The organism is Sandaracinaceae bacterium (assembly GCA_020633055.1).
Taxonomy (GTDB): domain Bacteria; phylum Myxococcota_A; class Polyangia; order Polyangiales; family Houyiibacteriaceae; genus JADJJE01.
On the sequence record JACKEJ010000006.1, the window covers coordinates 958,174 to 974,549 of the forward strand.

A 16,376-nucleotide genomic window follows, 5' to 3' on the forward strand; every position below is an offset into this window, starting at 1 on the left:
CGACAGCGCGCGCCCGATCAGGCGGGGCGCAGCGTGAGCATGCCCGTCAGCGCCTCCACCCCCTCCGGGGCGTTCCACGGCTCGATGACCTGCGCTTGCACCGCGTCGTACGCGAAGCATAGGTCCAGCGGCCCCGTCGCGGCGAGGTCGAGGGCGAAGCCCACGTCGAGCAGCGTGGACACTCGCGCCCCGATGACCACCTTCGTGAAGGCGTCGGGCGGGTGCAGCACGTTGGTGTCGGCGAAGGACACGCGCACGTATGGGCGGTGGGGCTTCGGCGGTGAGATGCGCAGCGAGCGCGGATAGCTCTGGGAGAACCCGAACACGCGGATGGCGGTCCGCCCGTGGTTCTCGATGTGCAGCGGCAGCTGCAAGGGCGCGCCAGGCGCGACAGGGTCGATGCCCAAGCGCACACCATCGAACGTAGGACCCCAGGCCGTGTCGGTCATTGCGCCGGAGCGTAGCAGGCTCGACGCCCTTCGACCGCACAAGGCGGCCCGAGACGCGAACGTTGCGTCACGGCGCGTCCAGCGGGGCGCTGGGCCGGTCCGCCGCGTCGTCGGGACGCAGCGACGCGATGCGCTCCAGCTGTTCCCTGAGTCGGGCGGGTGCGACCGGCTTGATCAGCACACGCTCCGCGTGGTCGCGCACGAAGGTCGAAAAGGGAGGTCGATCTTGGGCGCCTGTGACGAAGAGCATCCGCGACGCGAGCCTTGGCATGTTCTGCGCGAGCCACTCCAGCAGGTCGGGTCCCGACACTTCGGGGAGGTCGACCTCCGCCACGATGGCGTCCACTTGCGTCCCCGACCTCAGCAGCTCGATGGCCTCGAGCCCGTCGCGCGCCGTGACGAGTCGGAATTCCCTGCCGAGCAGACGGGAGTACGCCCGGAGAATGCGCTCGTCGTCGTCCACGGCGAGGACCGACCATTGATACGGGCGCTCCAGAGGGACCTCCATGCGCTGCCCTGGGACGTGCTTCGCAGAGCGCACTTCCTCGGGGGTGGGGCAGGGGAGGAGGCACATGAACGTGGCGCCCTCGCCGTGCACGGAGTCCACCAGCAGGTCGCCCCCGAGCCGGTGCAGGATGGAGCGTGAGATGCTCAGCCCGAGGCCCGTGCCGAGGCCTTCACGCTTGGTCGTGAAGAAGGGGTCGAAGATGCGCTCCAGCTGGTCGCTCGGCACGCCACGCCCGGTGTCCGACACGCTGATGATCACCATGTCCCCATCCCCGCGTGCCGTGATGCGTACACGGTGCGTAGGGCGCTCGATCTCGGTCATGGCGTGCGCTGCGTTGACCAGGAGGTTCGTCAGGACCTGGGTCAGTCGGTGGCGCGGCAACACCAGAGTGGGCAGGTCGTCCGCGTAGTCACGCTCCACGATCGCCCGGGACGCGAACTCTCGGCCCACCAGTCGGAGGGCGTGGTCGATGACCTCGGGAACGGAGCAGAGGTTGGCGGGCTCCTCGCCGTCGGCCCGTGCGAAGACGCGCAGATCGCGAACCACCGAGGCGATGGAGCCAGCCGCGCCCATGATGTCGTCCAGGACGCGCATGATGGCGGGCCCGCCCTCGCGGGAGAGGATCGGCGTGACGGACATCGACAGCCGCGCGACGTCGTCGGCGCCCAGGCCCACCCCCGACTCCGACGCGACGCTGACCGCTCTCCCGGCGTCGACCAGGGGTTGCAGGTAGCGCTGCGAGGCCGCGACGGAGAGCATGATGGCGGACAACGGGTTGTTGATCTCGTGTCCGACGCCCGCGACGAGGGTGGCCAACGCCGCGAGCTTCTCGTTCTGCGCTGCCGTCTGGGAGAGCGCCGCGTGCTCCCGTCGCAGCTGGGCCCGCAACACGAGCAAGTCGAGGAACGTCGACACCGACTTGCTGTCGGGGACGAGCATCACGGCGGCCTCGTCTGCGCCCGCCTTGATGGCGTCGAAACGGGTCACCTCGGAGGCGGCAAGGTAGCCGATGGGGGCGTTCGGGAAACCCTCTCTCGCGGCCAGGACGGCGGTCTCTGCCGGTCGAGAGTCCGCCTCCACCGACACCTCGTAGTTCCACGCGGGCTGGTGGGCGGACAGGAGCGGGCGGAGCGCATCCGCGACGCTCTGCACCTGCACGACGAGCAGCACGGAAACCCGATTGGCGGTGTCGGTCGATGAGTCCACGAGCAGTCGCGTGGCAGCCTACCAGATGCGCGACGCAGGAGGGGCAGTGATCGGTGAGGGGGCGTTCATTCGCAATGGACGATTGCGCCCATACGGGTGAACCCGGCGCCTTGCGCATAGAGTCCCAAGATGGCGCCGGTCGGTAGGCGGCCGCGCTCCCGTGCGGCGTGCCAGTTCACCACGGGACCACAGCCCCCCAGGTGTCCGATCGATGCGTACGTGTCGACCGCGGCATCGTCTCCCAAGTCCAGACACTCCGCGATGGCCGCGCCGGTCCAGCCGCGCGGCTGGACCGAGCAAAGCGTGTCCAGCTGCTGGACGCGGATGCCCTCGGCGCGCGCGGTCTCCTCCATCGTCGCGACCCCCATGCGGACGGTCTCCTTCATGAGGTACCGCGCCCCCTCGCCGTCGACGCTGCCGAGCCGCGACGCGCCCCCGGCGCAGAACCACGGGGCGTCGTCAGGGTCGCCGTCGCGCACGAACGCCACCGATAGATAGTGCTCGCCAAGGGTGACTCCGTGGATCGCCCCCACTCGGAACGGTCCTGGCGCGCGCGTGACGACGAAGGCGCTCGCGCCATCCCCGAGTCCCGGCGATGCAGGGTGGGACATCGGGAACGCGCGCAACATCAAGTGCGACTGCGTGGCCAAGACGACGCGCGCCTGCCCGGACGCCACCAGCGCCGCGGCCGTCTGCAGCTGCACGAGGGCGCTGGCGCAAGCTGCGTCGACCCCCCACGCGGTGGCGCGGCGTGCACCGATGGCGTGCGCCACGTAGTTGGCGGAGGATGGCGTCACGCGGTCGGGCACCATCGCCCACGACAGGACGACGTCGACCTCTTCACCACTCAGGTTGGCATCGGCCAGGGCCCGGTGGGCCGCCTGCGTCTCGGCTTCACGCGCCGTCATCGCGTCTTCAGCCACGCGACGCTCGCGCACCCCGAGGAACGCATCCGCGCGCTCACGCTCGATGTAGCGCGCCGAGACTGCGCCGGCGCGGTCCGTCGTGTGCGTGGGGATGTCGACGAACGAACGGTCCGCTGAGACGCTCTCGCGGCGTGCGTTCCATTCGGCAGGCCACGCGTCGTTGGTCCGAACGGTGTCCGGGAGCCACGTGCCGAGACCGCTGACGTACGCGGCCGTCATCGGCCGCTCGCTCCCGTTGCGAGCATGGACATGTGCTGTAGGGCCTCGACGCGACCTCCGCCACGAATGCGGCTCTCCCTGTCGATGCGGATGTCCAGCAGCAGCGGTCCACCAAAGGGTCGTAGGTCGCTGAGGAGCTGCGGCGTGATCTCCCCCGGCCGCTCGATCACCGCGGCGGGCATCCCGATGGCGCGTGACCACGAAGCAAAGTCCACGTGGGGCGACTCCCAGGCGTCCGCCTGGCCGAAGATCTGCTTCATGCCGTGGTGAACCATGTTGTAGCGGGCGTCGTTGAACACGGCGAACACCACCGGGAGGCGCTCCCGCACGGCGACCAGCGCTTCCATGCCAGCCATCTGCATGCCGCCGTCGCCGCACACGCAGACCACGGGGCGTGCTCGATCGGCGAGGGCGACGCCGACCGACCCCGCGATACCCGAGCCCATGCTGCCGAGGTTCAGGTGGATCTGGAACTGATCGCTCGAGGTCGCCACCAAGTAGTGGAGCGCGAACAACATGTGTTCCCCGATGTCCGTGATGAAGCGCGTGTCTGGCGCCATCGCAGCCTGTACGTCGGCGAGGGCGCGGTGCGGGCGGATGCGCGGTGCGTCGTCGCCGGCGAAGTCCGGGACGTCGAACGCCGACTCGCGCTTGATGGCGCGGAGCGTGGCGTGGCACGCGCCGTTGCGCAGCCCCTCGCGCGCGGCGACCTCGTAAGCCGTGTCCGCGAACGCTCCGACGTCCGCCTGGATGGCGAGCGCCGTTGGCGCGTTCCGGTTGAACACGGCGGGGTTGATGTCCACGTGGACGAGCCGGCCTCCGGCCCCGATGTACGGGGTGGGTCCCATCGACGTGTCGTCGAGGTCGGTCCCGAGCACGATGGCGACGTCCACGGGCTCCGCCGTGTAGCGACGCGCCCACATCGAGGCTGCCATCCCCCCCGTGCGCAGCGAACGGGGGTGCAGCTCGCTCACCACGCCCTTGGCGCGCGGCGTCGTGACGAAGGGAACATCCAGGAGGTCGACCAAGCGCTGGATGGCGGGCTCGTGTCCGCGGCACGCACCACCCAGGACGATCAGCGGGCGGGTGGCACCGGACAGCCAGCGCATGGCCGTCTCCGTGGCCGTCGCATCAGGGGCCATCACGTACCGCTTGGCGGCCGGGGTGACGGGGACCTCCGGCGCGGGCGCGGTGGCTCGATCGAGCGGGACGACGAGCAGAGCCGGTCCCGGGTCCATGGGGGCGTTCGCCATGTCGAGGGCAGCCAGCGCTTGGGTCGCTGCCGAGCGTGCGTGCGCGACGCGGACGCGACCGCGCGTGATGGGCGCCAGGATTTGCTCGACGCCGAGCCCTGCGGGGCCCGAGTCCTGTGCCAGGCAGCCTCCGTGGGTCGCCCACGGCACGTCGCCGCAGATGACCAGCATGGGGATCCGCTCGAGGCTAGCCGACGCGATGCCGGTCACCGTGTTCGTGATGCCCGGTCCCGCGGTCACCACGACGCATGGTGTCTTGCCGCTCGCGCGCTGGTACGCCGCCGCGGCGAACGCAGCGTTGGACTCGTGGCGTGACTCGATCAGTGTCACCCCGTTCGTCATCCTGAGCGCCTCGAAGATTGGGCAGACGGGGCCGCCGGGGATTCCGAAGTAGGTGTCGACGCCACGCTCGAGGAGCGCCTGCACGAGTCGCATCGCGGCGGCGTCGGGCGCGAGCGACGATGAGAGCGGTGCGCTCAGGATGCCGCGGATGTCGGACCCACGGTCCCCGTCGGGGGCAGAGTCACGGTGCGCGTCCGGCTCGTGGGCCGGGTCGAGTGGGAGGGCGGTTGCGGCGGAGGGGGAAGCGGAGCGGGTCATGAATGCCCGGCTAGCAGGCACTATGCCATGACTGGATACCTACAGAAAGAGTGCTGGACTTTGAAAATTTCGAAATTTCAAGTCTTGATCTTTCCGCGCTGGTTCGCGTGGCGCACGGAATCGCCGGCGAATGCGGACGCCATGGCGGCTGGGGCTACCACCTGATGACGTGGCGCCCATCGTAGGGGCCGTCCAGCTCGACGGTGAACGTGCCCTCGACCCCGACGGACTCGAACGTCCCCACCCCAGCGCCGAGCATGTACGACTCGATCCACGCGTACTCCTGCTCGAAGTGCATGAGCGCCGTACGCTCGCTCGTCCGCTCCAGCCGCCACCGTCCGTAGGTTGCAGACTGCCGCCGTCCGGCCACGCCCTGTTGGAGGACACGGAACGGATCCTCCGAGAGCAGGCGCAACATCGTCCGGCCGAGCAGGCTGCGGGAGAAGTACACCGCGTTGTCGCGCCCGACCTCGTGCATGCCCGCGTGGACCTCTTCGGGGGACCGCAGGAGCGCACCGGCGACGGCGACGTGCTCGAGCAGCTCACCCGCGGGGTACATGCGAAGGGGCGAGTATGTCTCCGGCATGAGACGTTGGTATGCTGCCAGCTTCCCGGCCCGTTCGAGCATCCCACTCACCGCGTTGAAGTACATGCCCCGCCACTTGGCGGATGGCGGGATGATCGCGAGCCGCACCTGCAGATCGCAGTGTTGCGAGATCTCATCGAGCAGGCGTTCACGCTCGTCCACGGCGGGAGCATACTGCGACTGGCCGGAAGTGCGGTCCGAAATGTCGTGCTGGGGTGGAAACTTCGAATACTGAGCGGATCCGGTGCCTGGAGTTCAAGCCAGCTTGAACACGCGGCGGGCGTTTTCGTGGAGGAATTTGGGCCACACCTCCGGCTTGAAGGGGACGTCCTTCATGTCGGTCATGATGCGCTCCAACGAGAGACCCATGGGGAAGTACCCTGCGTACATGATCTTGTCCGCGCCGCGCGTGTTGGCGTACTGGATGATGGCCTTGGGGTAGTGCTTCGGCCGGAAGGCGCTGGTGCAGTAGTACAGGTTCGGGTACTTGAGCATCAGCTTGATGGCCAGGTCGACCCAGGGCTCGGCCCCGTGGCGCATGACGAAGCGCAGCTCGGGGAAGAACCAGCAGACCTCGTCGATGAGCTCCACCTTCTGGGGGGCCATGGGCAGGCGTGGGCCCGGGACGCCCACCGTCAGAGACACAGGGATGTCCAGCTCGCAGCACGCCGCGTAGATGGGGTACCACTTCTTGTCGTTGATGGGCACCTGCGGGCAGAGGCCCGAGGGGAAGCCGGTCACGCACTTGATGCCGTACTGCTTGTGCAGCTGCTTGATCTTGCGGACCTCGTCCATCCCGAGGTTGGGGTCTGCGCCGTAGCAGGCGAAGAAGCGGTCCGGGTGTCGCTCGATGGCGCCGACGTTCTGGTTCTTGTCCGTGTTGACGCTGATCATCGCCTGGGCGATGCCCCAGCGGTCCATCTCGCTCAGCGTGTAGGCGACGTAGTCCTCGTGCTTCCCCGTGTCCGGGATGTCCTTGAACATGTACTGCGCGGGCATCTTGAAGACGCTGCGGCTCTCCTCGTCGCGCAGCAGGGGCTTCATGGACTCGTACCAGGCGCTGTTGTCCTCGCCGGGGATCTGGAGCATCAGGTCGATGGCGCGGTAGTCTTTGGGGTCTGCAGGGAGAGACATGCGGGGACTTTCGGCTGGGGGCTCGAATAGCGGCGGGCGCGGCTGGACAGCGGCACCTGCGTGAGATAGAACGTGTTCTACTTTATGGCGCACGGCGCGCTCCACGCAAGCCGTCGCGCACGCGAGCAGCAGAAACCCCCACCCGAAGCCGCGGCCCTGCCGCAGTACGAGGATTCCATGGCGGAAGTCACCCCCGAGGTCCTGATCGAGCGAGCCCGCAAGCTGGCTCCGACCCTGCGCGAGCGCGCCGAGAAGGCCAGCGAGCTGCGGCGCACCCCCGACGAGACCATCGCGGACTTCCACGAGCTGGGGTTGTTCAAGGCGGTGCAGCCCAAGCGCTACGGCGGCTACGAGATGAACCCCAAGGTGCTCTACCAGCTGCAGGTGGAGCTCGGGCGGGGCTGCGCGTCGAGCGCGTGGGTGTTCGGCGTGCTCAGCGTCCACACCTGGCAGCTCGCCCTGTTCCCGAAGGAGACGCAGGACGAGGTCTGGGGTGACGACCCGAAGACGCTGATCTCGTCCAGCTACATGCCGGTCGGCAAGTCATCGTGGCTGGACGACGGCGCGGTCACCCTCAGCGGGCACTGGTCGTTCTCGAGCGGCTGCGACCACGCGCAGTGGATCTTCCTCGGCGGCTTCGTGCCCACCGAGGCGGGCAGCCCCCCGGACATGCGCACCTTCCTGCTCCCGCGCGCGGACTACGAGATCAAGGACAACTGGTACGTGTCCGGCCTCAAGAGCTCGGGCAGCAAGGACGTCCTCGTCAACAACGCGAAGGTGCCCGCGCACCACATGCACAAGTTCTTCGACGGCTTCCGCTCGAACAGCCCCGGCAACGAGGTCAACACCTCGCCGGTCTACCGCTATCCGTTCGGGCAGATCCACGTGCGCTCGGTCAGCACGCCGGCGCTCGGGGCCGCGCTGGGCGCGCTCGAGTCGTTCAACGAGTACATGAAGACCAAGGTCTCGCAGGCCACCGGCGGCAAGGCCTCCGACAACCTGCTCAACAACATCGCGGCGGCCGAGGCTGCGGCCGTGATCGACCGCGAGATCATCACGCTGGAGCGCAACTTCGACGAGATGTTCGGCTACCTCGAGCGCGGCGAGCCCATCCCCCTCGAGCGCCGCGCGCGCTTCCGCAACGACTCGGCGCGCGCCGTGAGCGCCGCCGTCGAGGTGGTGGACGCGCTCTTCACCGCGTGCGGTGGCCGCGTGCTCTTCCAGGGCAACGACATCAACCGTCACTGGCAGGACGTGCACGCCATCCGCGCGCACCACGCCAACGGCCCGGACAAGCCCGCCGCCAACTTCGGCGCCATGCAGTTCGGCAACAAGAACACCGACTTCTTCATCTGAAGTGCGCGTGCCCGTCGGGTTTCCGGCGGCGCGCCCCGAGCACGGAGCAAGAACGCACATGAGTCTCATTCAGCAGCTCGGCTTCCTCGAGTTCGAGGTCTCGGACCTCCCCGCGTGGGAGGGCTTCATGACCAAGGTGCTGGGTACCCAGCTGGTGGACAAGGCCGAGGACGGAACCATGCGCTTCCGCATGGACGGCCACGCCTACCGCTTCGTGGTCACGCCCGGCCCGCGCGACGACCTGCGCACCATGGGCTGGCAGGTGGAGAGCGCCGCCAAGCTCGAGGAGTGCGCGGCGCGTCTCACCGCTGCTGGCGTCGAGATCACGCGCGGCGACGCAGCGATGTGCGTGGCTCGCGGAGTGCTCGGTCTCATCGCGTTCCGTGACCCCGGCCGCATCCCGGTGGAGATCTTCCACGGTCCGTCGCTCGGGCGCGAGCCGTTCCGCAGCGACTACGTGGGCTCGCACTTCGTGGCCGACGAGCTGGGGCTCGGGCACTTGGTCATCTCCACGCGCAACCGCGACGAGAGCCGCGACTTCTACATGAACGTGCTCGACTTCAAGCTCAGCGACCACATCGTCTGCGAGATCGGCACGTACCAGGTGGACATCGCGTTCCTGCACACCAACCCCCGCCACCACAGCCTCGCCATGGGCGGGCCGATGCCCAAGCGTGTGCACCACTTCATGCTGCAGGTCGCGAACATCGACGACGTGGGCCTGGCCTACGACCGCGCCCGCGACAACGGCGTGGTCATCGAGCAGGAGCTGGGCCGGCACCCGAACGACCGGATGTTCTCGTTCTACGCGCAGACGCCGAGCGGCACCCAGTTCGAGTTCGGCCATGGGGGCCGTCTGATCGACGACGCCACGTGGGAGCCCACCACGTACCACGCCATCAGCGAGTGGGGGCACCGTCGCCCGCCGCGCAAGCGCCCCAAGCCCGAGACGACGGCCTGAGCCGCGGGAGACCGGACGACATGACGAACGACGCGCTGGACCGAGCGAAGATCGAGGAGCACGGCGACGCGCTCTACACCGCCTTGCGCGCGCGCAAGACCCTCACGCCGCTGACGCAACGCTGGCCCGAGATCACCATCGCCGACGCCTACCACGTGTCGCTCCACATGGTGAACCGCCGCATCCGCGACGACGGCGAGGTCATCATCGGCAAGAAGATCGGCGTCACCAGCAAGGCCGTCCAGGAGATGCTAGACGTTCACCAGCCGGACTTCGGCTACCTCACGGACAAGATGATGTACCCGAACGGCGGGCCCATGCCCATCAGCGAGCAGCTCATCCAGCCGCGCGCCGAGGGCGAGATCGCGTTCAAGCTGAAGAAGGACCTGGTGGGCCCCGGCGTCACGAACGAGGACGTGTTGGCCGCGACCGAGTACGTGATGGCCTGCTTCGAGATCGTCGACAGCCGCGTCAACGACTGGAAGGTGCGGATCCAGGACACCGTGGCGGACAACGCCAGCTGCGGCCTGTTCGTGCTGGGTGACGAGCACGTCAGCCCCGAGGGGCTGGACTTCCCCAACCTGCAGATGCGCGTCTACAAGAACGGCGCGCTCCTCAGCCAGGGCCTCGGCAGCGCGGCGCTCGGCTCGCCCGTCAACTGCGTCACCTGGCTGGCCAACACCCTCGGCGAGTTCGGCATCTCGCTCAACGCGGGCGACGTGGTGCTCTCCGGGTCACTCGTGCCGCTCGAGCCCGTCGTCGCGGGCGACGAGATGCGCCTCGAGGTCGACGGCGTCGGCACGGCGAGCGTGCGCTTCACCTGAGCGCGTCGCGCTCGTTCTCCACTCCTCCATCTCCCCAGTTTTCGGCCGCACACGCGGCGCAGCGCGAGGCAACGATGTCCAAGAAGATCAAGGCAGCCATCATCGGGTCCGGCAACATCGGCACGGACCTGCTCTACAAGGCCCTCCGCAGCGAGGTCATCGAGCCCGTGTGGATGGTGGGCATCGAGGAGGCCTCCGAGGGTCTGGCGCGCGCGCGTCAGCTCGGGCTCAAGTGCACCCACGAGGGCGTGGCCGGGCTCGAACCGCACATCGCCGCCGACAACATCCAAATCGCCTGGGACGCCACCAGCGCCTACGTGCACGCCGCCAACAACGACATCGTCAAGAAGTACGGCGTGAAGATGATCGACCTGACGCCTGCGGCGATCGGCCCGTTCTGCGTGCCGCCGGTCAACCTGGCCGCGATGGTCGGCGAGCAGGCCCAGAACGTGAACATGGTCACGTGCGGTGGGCAGGCCACCATCCCCATGGTCGCCGCCGTCAGCCGCGTGCAGCCCGTGGCCTACGGCGAGATCGTCGCGACCGTCTCGTCGAAGTCGGCCGGCCCCGGCACCCGCAAGAACATCGACGAGTTCACGCGCACGACGGCGCGCGGCGTGACCGAGGTCGGCGGCGCCAAGGAGGGCAAGGCCATCATCATCATCAACCCGGCCGAGCCGCCGCTCATCATGCGCGACACGGTGCACTGCCTGACCGAGGGCGAGCCCGACCAGGCGGCGATCACCAAGTCCATCTTGGAGATGGTCAAGGAGGTCCAGAAGTACGTGCCCGGCTACACGCTCAAGAACGGCCCGGTGTTCGACGGCAAGCGCGTGTCGGTCTTCCTCGAGGTCGAGGGCCTGGGGGACTTCCTCCCGAAGTACGCCGGCAACCTGGACATCATGACGGCCGCCGGGCTCCGCACGGCCGAGATCTTCGCGGAGCAGATGCTCGCGGACGCCGCCGCCTGAACCCCCACCCGACGCAGACGAAAAGGACTCCGCCATGAACCTCAACGGCAAGAGCATCATCCTCCACGACATGTGCCTGCGCGACGGGATGCACCCGCAGCAGCACCAGATCACCGTCGACCAGATGGTCCAGACCGCCACCGCGCTCGACGCGGCCGGGATGCCGCTGATCGAGGTCACGCACGGCGACGGGCTCGGCGGCGCGTCGGTGAACTACGGCTTCCCCGCGGCGAGCGACGAGGAGTACCTGCGCGCGGTCGTGCCCAAGATGAAGAACGCCAAGGTCTCGGCGCTGCTGCTCCCCGGCATCGGCACCGTCGACCACCTGCGCATGGCGCTCGACTGCGGCGTGAGCACCATCCGCGTGGCCACTCACTGCACCGAGGCCGACGTCTCCGAGCAACACATCAAGCTCGGCGCGAAGCTCGGGATGGACACGGTGGGCTTCCTGATGATGGCGCACATGATCTCGCCCGAGAAGCTGGTGGAGCAGGCCAAGCTCATGGAGAGCTACGGCGCCAACTGCCTCTACATCACGGACTCGGCGGGCTACATGCTGCCGGACGACGTCACGGCCCGCATCGGGCTGCTCAAGTCGCAGGTGAACGCCGGCACGCAGGTGGGCTTCCACGGCCACCACAACATGCACATGGGCATCAGCAACTCGCTGGCCGCCATCGAGGCCGGCGCGGACCGCATCGACGGCTCGACGGCGGGCATGGGCGCGGGCGCGGGCAACACGCCGCTCGAGGTGTTCGTCGCCGTGCTCGAGCGCATGGGCGTCCAGTCGGGCGTGGACCTCTTCAAGCTCATGGACGTGGCCGAGGAGATCGTCTACCCGATGATGCACCACAAGGTGCGCACGGACCGCGACTCGCTCACGCTGGGCTACGCGGGCGTGTACTCGTCGTTCCTGCTGTTCGCCAAGCGCGCCAGCGCCAAGTACGGCGTGCCCTCGCGCGACATCCTGATGGAGTTGGGTCGCCGCGGCACCGTGGGCGGTCAGGAAGACATGATCGAGGACCTGGCGCTCGACTTGGCCAAGGCGCGCGCGGCGGCCAGCGCCGAAGCGGAGTGAGCTCATGAGCCAGCCCAGCGAGCACAGCGAGAGCGCCGAGCTGCGCGAGTTCCGCGCAGAGATGCGCGCCTTCATGCGTGAGGAGGCGCCCAAGAGCCTGCTGGGCACGTCGCCCTGCGGCCCCTTCGACGGCTACTGGGGCGGCAAGCTGCACCCCGAGGTGCCGGCCGACGTGCTGCGTTGGCGCGACGTCACGCTCGCTCGTGGCCTGACGGCGCCCACCTGGCCCAAGGCCTACGGCGGCGCGGGGCTCACGTTCGCGCACGCGAAGGTGCTGTACGACGAGATGCGCGAGCTGGGGCTGCCGCGCCCCGTGGTGGGCTTCGGGTTCGCCATGATCGGCCCCACGCTGCTGCAGTTCGGCAACGAGGAGCAGAAGCTGCAGCACCTGCCCGCCATCTGCGCGGGCGAGATCCGCTGGTGTCAGGGGTACAGCGAGCCCAACGCGGGCTCCGACCTCGCCAACGTGCAGCTGGCGTGCGAGCCCGACGGGCCGGACCACTACATGCTCAACGGGCAGAAGGTGTGGACCAGCCACGCCGACCGCAGCGACTGGATCTTCTGCCTGGCGCGCACGGACCGCGCGGCGAAGAAGCAGAAGGGCATCACGTTCATCCTGGTCGACATGCGCACCGAGGGCGTCACGCCGCGCAAGATCGAGCTCATCAGCGGGGCGTCCCCGTTCTGCGAGACCTTCTTCGAGAACGTGCGCGTGCCGCGCAGCAACGTGGTGGGCGAGGTCAACGCGGGCTGGACGGTCGCGAAGGCCCTGCTCGGCCACGAGCGCTCGATGATCGGGCAGTCCATCGGGCGCGACCCGGGCTCCACGCAGCGTGAGCTGGTGAAGCTGGCGCGCAAGCACCTGGACGCGCCCGAGGGTCCGTTGCCCGATGCGTTGCAGCGCGACCGGGTGGCGGCGGTCTCCATGGAAGAGGCGGCCTTCCAGCTCACGCTGGACCGCTTGGCGCAGGCGCGCGCTGCGGGCGGGCCGGGGACCGAGAGCTCCATCATGAAGATCGTCGCGACCGAGCTGAAGCAGCGGCGCTTCGAGGCGGGCATGGCGCTCGCGGGCGCGCAGGGGCTCGGCTGGGAGGGCGACGCGTTCGACGACGAGGACCTGAGCTACACGCGCGAGTGGCTGCGCTCGCGCGCCAACACCATCGAGGGCGGCAGCTCCGAGGTGCAGCTGAACATCATCGCCAAGGCGGTGCTCGGCCTGCCGGAGGTGAAGTGATGAGTGTCGTGGTGAGCAACGGGCAGGAGACGCTCACGCTGGTGCTGGACGAAGAGCAGCAGATGCTGCGCAGCACCGTGCGGCAGTTCGTGGACCAGCACGCCCCCGTGGGGCGCCTGCGCACGCTGCGCGACGCGCGTGACGAGCGCGGCTACAGCGCGTCCGTGTGGTCCGAGATGGCCGAGCTGGGCTGGCTGGGGCTGCAGGTGCCAGAGGCCCACGATGGCCTGGGCTTGGGCTTCTTCGACCTCACGGTGGTGCTCGAGCAGTGTGGGCGAAAGCTCATGCCCGAGCCGCTGGTGAGCACGCTGCTGCTGGGGGCGCAGGCGCTCATGCTGGGCGGGACCGAGGCGCAACAGGCGGCCTGGCTGCCCGGCATCGCGACGGGCGAGAAGGTGGTCACGCTCGCGTTCGACGAGCGCGGCGCGCGTGGCAACCCGCATGCCGGCAAGGCGCTGGCTGCGCGCAGCGGCGCGGGCTTCACGCTGAGCGGGACCAGGGTGGGCGTCCTCGACGCGCACGTGGCCGACCTGATCCTCGTCAGCGCGCAGGTGGGGGAGGGCGGTCCGCTCGGGCTGTTCCTGGTGGACCCGAAGGCCGCCGGCGTGACCGTCACGCGGCACGTCGCGCTCGACCTGCGCAACGCGGGCACGGTGACGCTGGCTGACGTGGCGGTGGGCGCGGAGGCGCTGCTCGGTGGCGACGCGGCCCTCGAGGTCGGCGACGGTGGCGTGGCCCTGGTCGACCGCGTGCTGGACCGCGCGCGCATCGGCCTCGCGGCCGAGATGCTGGGCGGCATGGAGCAGGCCTTCGAGGACACCGTCGCGTACCTCAAGGAGCGCGTGCAGTTCGACCGCCCGCTGGGCTCGTTCCAGGCCCTGCAGCACCGCGCCGCGCGCCTCTACTGCAGCATCGCGCTGGCGCGCTCCGCCGTGCTCGCCGCGGCGCGCGTGGTGGACCAGAGCGGCGACCCGCGGGAGGTGGCCAAGTACGCCGCGCTGGCGAAAGTGCGCGCCAGCGAGGCCTTCTACGACGTGGCGCGCGAGGCCATCCAGATGCACGGCGGCATCGGCATGACCGACGAGCACGACATCGGGTTCTACCTGAAGCGCGCCCAGACCACCCTCGTGACCTTCGGCACCAACGACGCGCTGCGGGCGCGCTGGGCCGAGCTCAACGGGTACTGACGACTCGCCCGTTCACGGGCTCATGTAACGACAGCGGAGACACAGCCATGAAGCGGTACGAGAACAAGAACGTGGTCATCACGGGCGCGGCCCAGGGCATCGGTCAGGCGACGGCAAAGCGCATCGCCGAAGAGGGCGGCAGCGTCGCCCTGATCGACATCAAGGGCCTCGAGAAGACCCACAAGATGGTCGAAGACCTGGGCGGCAAGGCCTTCAGCTTCGAGTGCGACGTGACGGACGGCGCGAAGGTCAAAGAGACGGTGGACGCCGCGGCGGAGGCCCTGGGCGGCTTCGACACGCTGTTCCACATCGCGGGCATCCTGCGCACCTACCACACGCACGAGATGACCTTCGATCAGTACCACCAGATCATGAACATCAACATGCACGGCACGTTCTACGTGAACCAGGCCGCGCTGCCGCACCTGCTGAAGAACAAGTACAGCTGCATCACGAACATGGCGAGCACCGCCGCCATCGGCAGCCACCCGTGGATGAGCGCCTACGCCGCGTCGAAGGGCGCCGTGGTGAGCTTCACCCGTGCGCTGTACATCGAGTACGTGAAGCAGGGCCTGCGCGCGAACAGCGTCGTCGGCGGCGGCATCGCCACCAGCCTGCACTCGGACTTCAAGGCGCCTCCCGGTGGCGACATGAAGCTGCTCGCGGGTGCCATGCCCTTCGTGGGCTTCGCCAAGCCGGAGAAGATCGCCTCCGTGTTCGCGTTCCTCGGTTCCGACGACGCGCGCTTCATCAACGGCACCGAGATCCGCGCCGACGGCGGCGCGCTCTCCTGATTCCACCAGTGTCTTTGGGCTGAGCCGTGGTCGACCGACCCCGCGCCGAGTTTCGGCGCCGCACGGTCGGTCGACCCGCCTCCGTGATGGTGGAAATACGCCTCACGGGGGGTCTCAGCATGGTTTACGGAGGGTTTCGCTCGTGGTCTACTCGCCCACTATGAAGCTTCGGTTTCGTCGCCAGTCGACCACCGCCGCGCTGGCACTCCTCGTCCTCGCGACGGGCCTCGCGCTTCCCGCGCAGCGCGCCCGCGCCAACTCGGAGCCGCCCAGCGTGCACGGCGCCCGCTACACCGGCACGGGTGGCCTCGGCGCGGCGTTCGTCGAGGGCCCTCCGTCGGTCTTCCACAACCCGGCGGGCCTGTTGTCCATCGACAAGTTCGAGCTGACGCTGGGCTTCACGACGCTGCTGGTCACGTACAACGCGCCCTTCGGTGGCTACGGCAGCGAGCAGGACAGCCCGCCGCTGATCGGACCGCTCCCGTTCCTCGGCGCGGGTTTCCGCGTGGCCGACGATTGGGTGGTCGGCCTCAGCCTGTACATCTCGGTCGGGTTCGGCGGCAACTTCACGAACATTGGACTGCTCACCGAGGGCGCACGCGTGACGCGCGACACCGAGGGCAATGTGGTCTCTACCGATGGGACGCAGGACCCGTTCGTGACGGACCCTCCGGTCGATCAGTCCGTCCAGCTCTTCATCGCCGAGCTGGCCATCCCTGTCGCGTGGGAGCCAATCGAGGGGCTCCGCTTGGCGGCCGCCCTGCGCCTCCCCTACGGGAACTTCAAGGCTGTGGCGTTCCAGGACATCGTGGGTACGTGGGCGCCGGCAGAGCAGACCGTGGCGGGCTTCGGCATCCCGGGGGTCTTTCTGGGGGTGCAGTACGACGTGAGCGACGTGGTGACCATCGGCGCTGCGTACCGCAGCCAGGTTCGCGTGCACATGTCGGGGCGAGTCGACCTGCCGAACGGCCTCGGGTCGATCGGTGGCCGCAGGGCAGCCAGCCTGGCCGCTGAGACGGATTGGTACGTCCCGCACATGATCCGCGCGGGCGTGGCGTTCCACCTGCTCGAGCGCCGCCTGATGTTGTCG

At 68.8% G+C, this 16,376-nt stretch carries 15 protein-coding genes; 9 read left to right on the plus strand and 6 right to left on the minus strand.

The window, feature by feature from the left end:
• Positions 1 to 17: 17 nt before the first annotated feature.
• The 6 genes from H6726_13450 to H6726_13475 form a co-directional block, all read right to left on the minus strand.
• Positions 18 to 449 carry a hypothetical protein gene (locus H6726_13450; protein MCB9658649.1) on the minus strand — a complete coding sequence of 144 codons (432 nt, stop codon included), beginning with the start codon at positions 447 to 449 and terminating at the stop codon, positions 18 to 20.
• 67 nt (positions 450 to 516) lie between these two features.
• Positions 517 to 2,163: a response regulator gene (locus H6726_13455; GenBank protein MCB9658650.1), complete on the minus strand. Its 1,647-nt coding sequence runs from the start codon at positions 2,161 to 2,163 to the stop codon at positions 517 to 519.
• Between the two features lie 65 nt (positions 2,164 to 2,228).
• On the minus strand, positions 2,229 to 3,308 hold the full coding sequence (locus tag H6726_13460; protein ID MCB9658651.1) for a hypothetical protein: 1,080 nt from the start codon (positions 3,306 to 3,308) through the stop codon (positions 2,229 to 2,231).
• Positions 3,305 to 5,161: a thiamine pyrophosphate-binding protein gene (locus tag H6726_13465; protein MCB9658652.1), complete on the minus strand. Its 1,857-nt coding sequence runs from the start codon at positions 5,159 to 5,161 to the stop codon at positions 3,305 to 3,307. Before H6726_13465 ends, H6726_13460 begins: the two co-directional genes overlap by 4 nt.
• A gap of 154 nt (positions 5,162 to 5,315) precedes the next feature.
• Positions 5,316 to 5,909, minus strand: coding sequence for a DUF2378 family protein (locus H6726_13470; GenBank protein ID MCB9658653.1), 594 nt, complete (start codon positions 5,907 to 5,909; stop codon positions 5,316 to 5,318).
• A gap of 93 nt (positions 5,910 to 6,002) precedes the next feature.
• Positions 6,003 to 6,881: an amidohydrolase family protein gene (locus H6726_13475; protein MCB9658654.1), complete on the minus strand. Its 879-nt coding sequence runs from the start codon at positions 6,879 to 6,881 to the stop codon at positions 6,003 to 6,005.
• A gap of 177 nt (positions 6,882 to 7,058) precedes the next feature.
• Here H6726_13475 and H6726_13480 point away from each other — a divergent pair, with 177 nt between their 5' ends.
• The 9 genes from H6726_13480 to H6726_13520 all read left to right on the plus strand — a co-directional run.
• A complete protein-coding gene (locus H6726_13480; protein ID MCB9658655.1) occupies positions 7,059 to 8,237 on the plus strand; it encodes an acyl-CoA dehydrogenase family protein in 1,179 nt (392 codons plus the stop codon).
• A 58-nt stretch (positions 8,238 to 8,295) separates the two neighbouring features.
• Entirely contained in the window at positions 8,296 to 9,198 is a 903-nt protein-coding gene (locus tag H6726_13485) for a VOC family protein (protein MCB9658656.1), read from the plus strand.
• A gap of 35 nt (positions 9,199 to 9,233) precedes the next feature.
• The gene (locus tag H6726_13490) at positions 9,234 to 10,022 is read left to right on the plus strand and encodes a fumarylacetoacetate hydrolase family protein (GenBank protein MCB9658657.1); all 789 of its coding nucleotides are present in this window, start codon (positions 9,234 to 9,236) and stop codon (positions 10,020 to 10,022) included.
• Positions 10,023 to 10,096: 74 nt separating this feature from the next.
• Positions 10,097 to 10,993 carry an acetaldehyde dehydrogenase (acetylating) gene (locus H6726_13495; protein MCB9658658.1) on the plus strand — a complete coding sequence of 299 codons (897 nt, stop codon included), beginning with the start codon at positions 10,097 to 10,099 and terminating at the stop codon, positions 10,991 to 10,993.
• 34 nt (positions 10,994 to 11,027) lie between these two features.
• Positions 11,028 to 12,071 (plus strand): 4-hydroxy-2-oxovalerate aldolase, encoded by a 1,044-nt coding sequence (gene dmpG / locus H6726_13500; protein MCB9658659.1) that lies wholly within the window; start codon positions 11,028 to 11,030, stop codon positions 12,069 to 12,071.
• Between the two features lie 4 nt (positions 12,072 to 12,075).
• Complete coding sequence (locus H6726_13505; protein ID MCB9658660.1) at positions 12,076 to 13,305, plus strand: acyl-CoA dehydrogenase family protein; 1,230 nt, start codon at positions 12,076 to 12,078, stop codon at positions 13,303 to 13,305.
• Positions 13,305 to 14,492, plus strand: coding sequence for an acyl-CoA dehydrogenase family protein (locus H6726_13510; GenBank protein ID MCB9658661.1), 1,188 nt, complete (start codon positions 13,305 to 13,307; stop codon positions 14,490 to 14,492). The genes H6726_13505 and H6726_13510 overlap by 1 nt, the downstream gene beginning before the upstream one ends.
• A 47-nt stretch (positions 14,493 to 14,539) precedes the next feature.
• Positions 14,540 to 15,286, plus strand: coding sequence for an SDR family oxidoreductase (locus H6726_13515; GenBank protein MCB9658662.1), 747 nt, complete (start codon positions 14,540 to 14,542; stop codon positions 15,284 to 15,286).
• A 160-nt stretch (positions 15,287 to 15,446) separates the two neighbouring features.
• Positions 15,447 to 16,376: hypothetical protein (locus H6726_13520; GenBank protein MCB9658663.1), on the plus strand; the 930-nt coding region annotated here is incomplete at its 3' end.

Bases quoted from the DNA above. Each gene is read 5' to 3' on its own strand.
- dmpG (MCB9658659.1), top strand. From the start codon at position 11,028: ATGAACCTCAACGGCAAGAGCATCATCCTCCACGACATGTGCCTGCGC.
- H6726_13480 (MCB9658655.1), top strand. From the start codon at position 7,059: ATGGCGGAAGTCACCCCCGAGGTCCTGATCGAGCGAGCCCGCAAGCTG.
- H6726_13505 (MCB9658660.1), top strand. From the start codon at position 12,076: ATGAGCCAGCCCAGCGAGCACAGCGAGAGCGCCGAGCTGCGCGAGTTC.
- H6726_13460 (MCB9658651.1), bottom strand. From the start codon at position 3,308: ATGACGGCCGCGTACGTCAGCGGTCTCGGCACGTGGCTCCCGGACACC.
- H6726_13475 (MCB9658654.1), bottom strand. From the start codon at position 6,881: ATGTCTCTCCCTGCAGACCCCAAAGACTACCGCGCCATCGACCTGATG.
- H6726_13495 (MCB9658658.1), top strand. From the start codon at position 10,097: ATGTCCAAGAAGATCAAGGCAGCCATCATCGGGTCCGGCAACATCGGC.
- H6726_13465 (MCB9658652.1), bottom strand. From the start codon at position 5,161: ATGACCCGCTCCGCTTCCCCCTCCGCCGCAACCGCCCTCCCACTCGAC.
- H6726_13510 (MCB9658661.1), top strand. From the start codon at position 13,305: ATGAGTGTCGTGGTGAGCAACGGGCAGGAGACGCTCACGCTGGTGCTG.
- H6726_13485 (MCB9658656.1), top strand. From the start codon at position 8,296: ATGAGTCTCATTCAGCAGCTCGGCTTCCTCGAGTTCGAGGTCTCGGAC.
- H6726_13515 (MCB9658662.1), top strand. From the start codon at position 14,540: ATGAAGCGGTACGAGAACAAGAACGTGGTCATCACGGGCGCGGCCCAG.
- H6726_13450 (MCB9658649.1), bottom strand. From the start codon at position 449: ATGACCGACACGGCCTGGGGTCCTACGTTCGATGGTGTGCGCTTGGGC.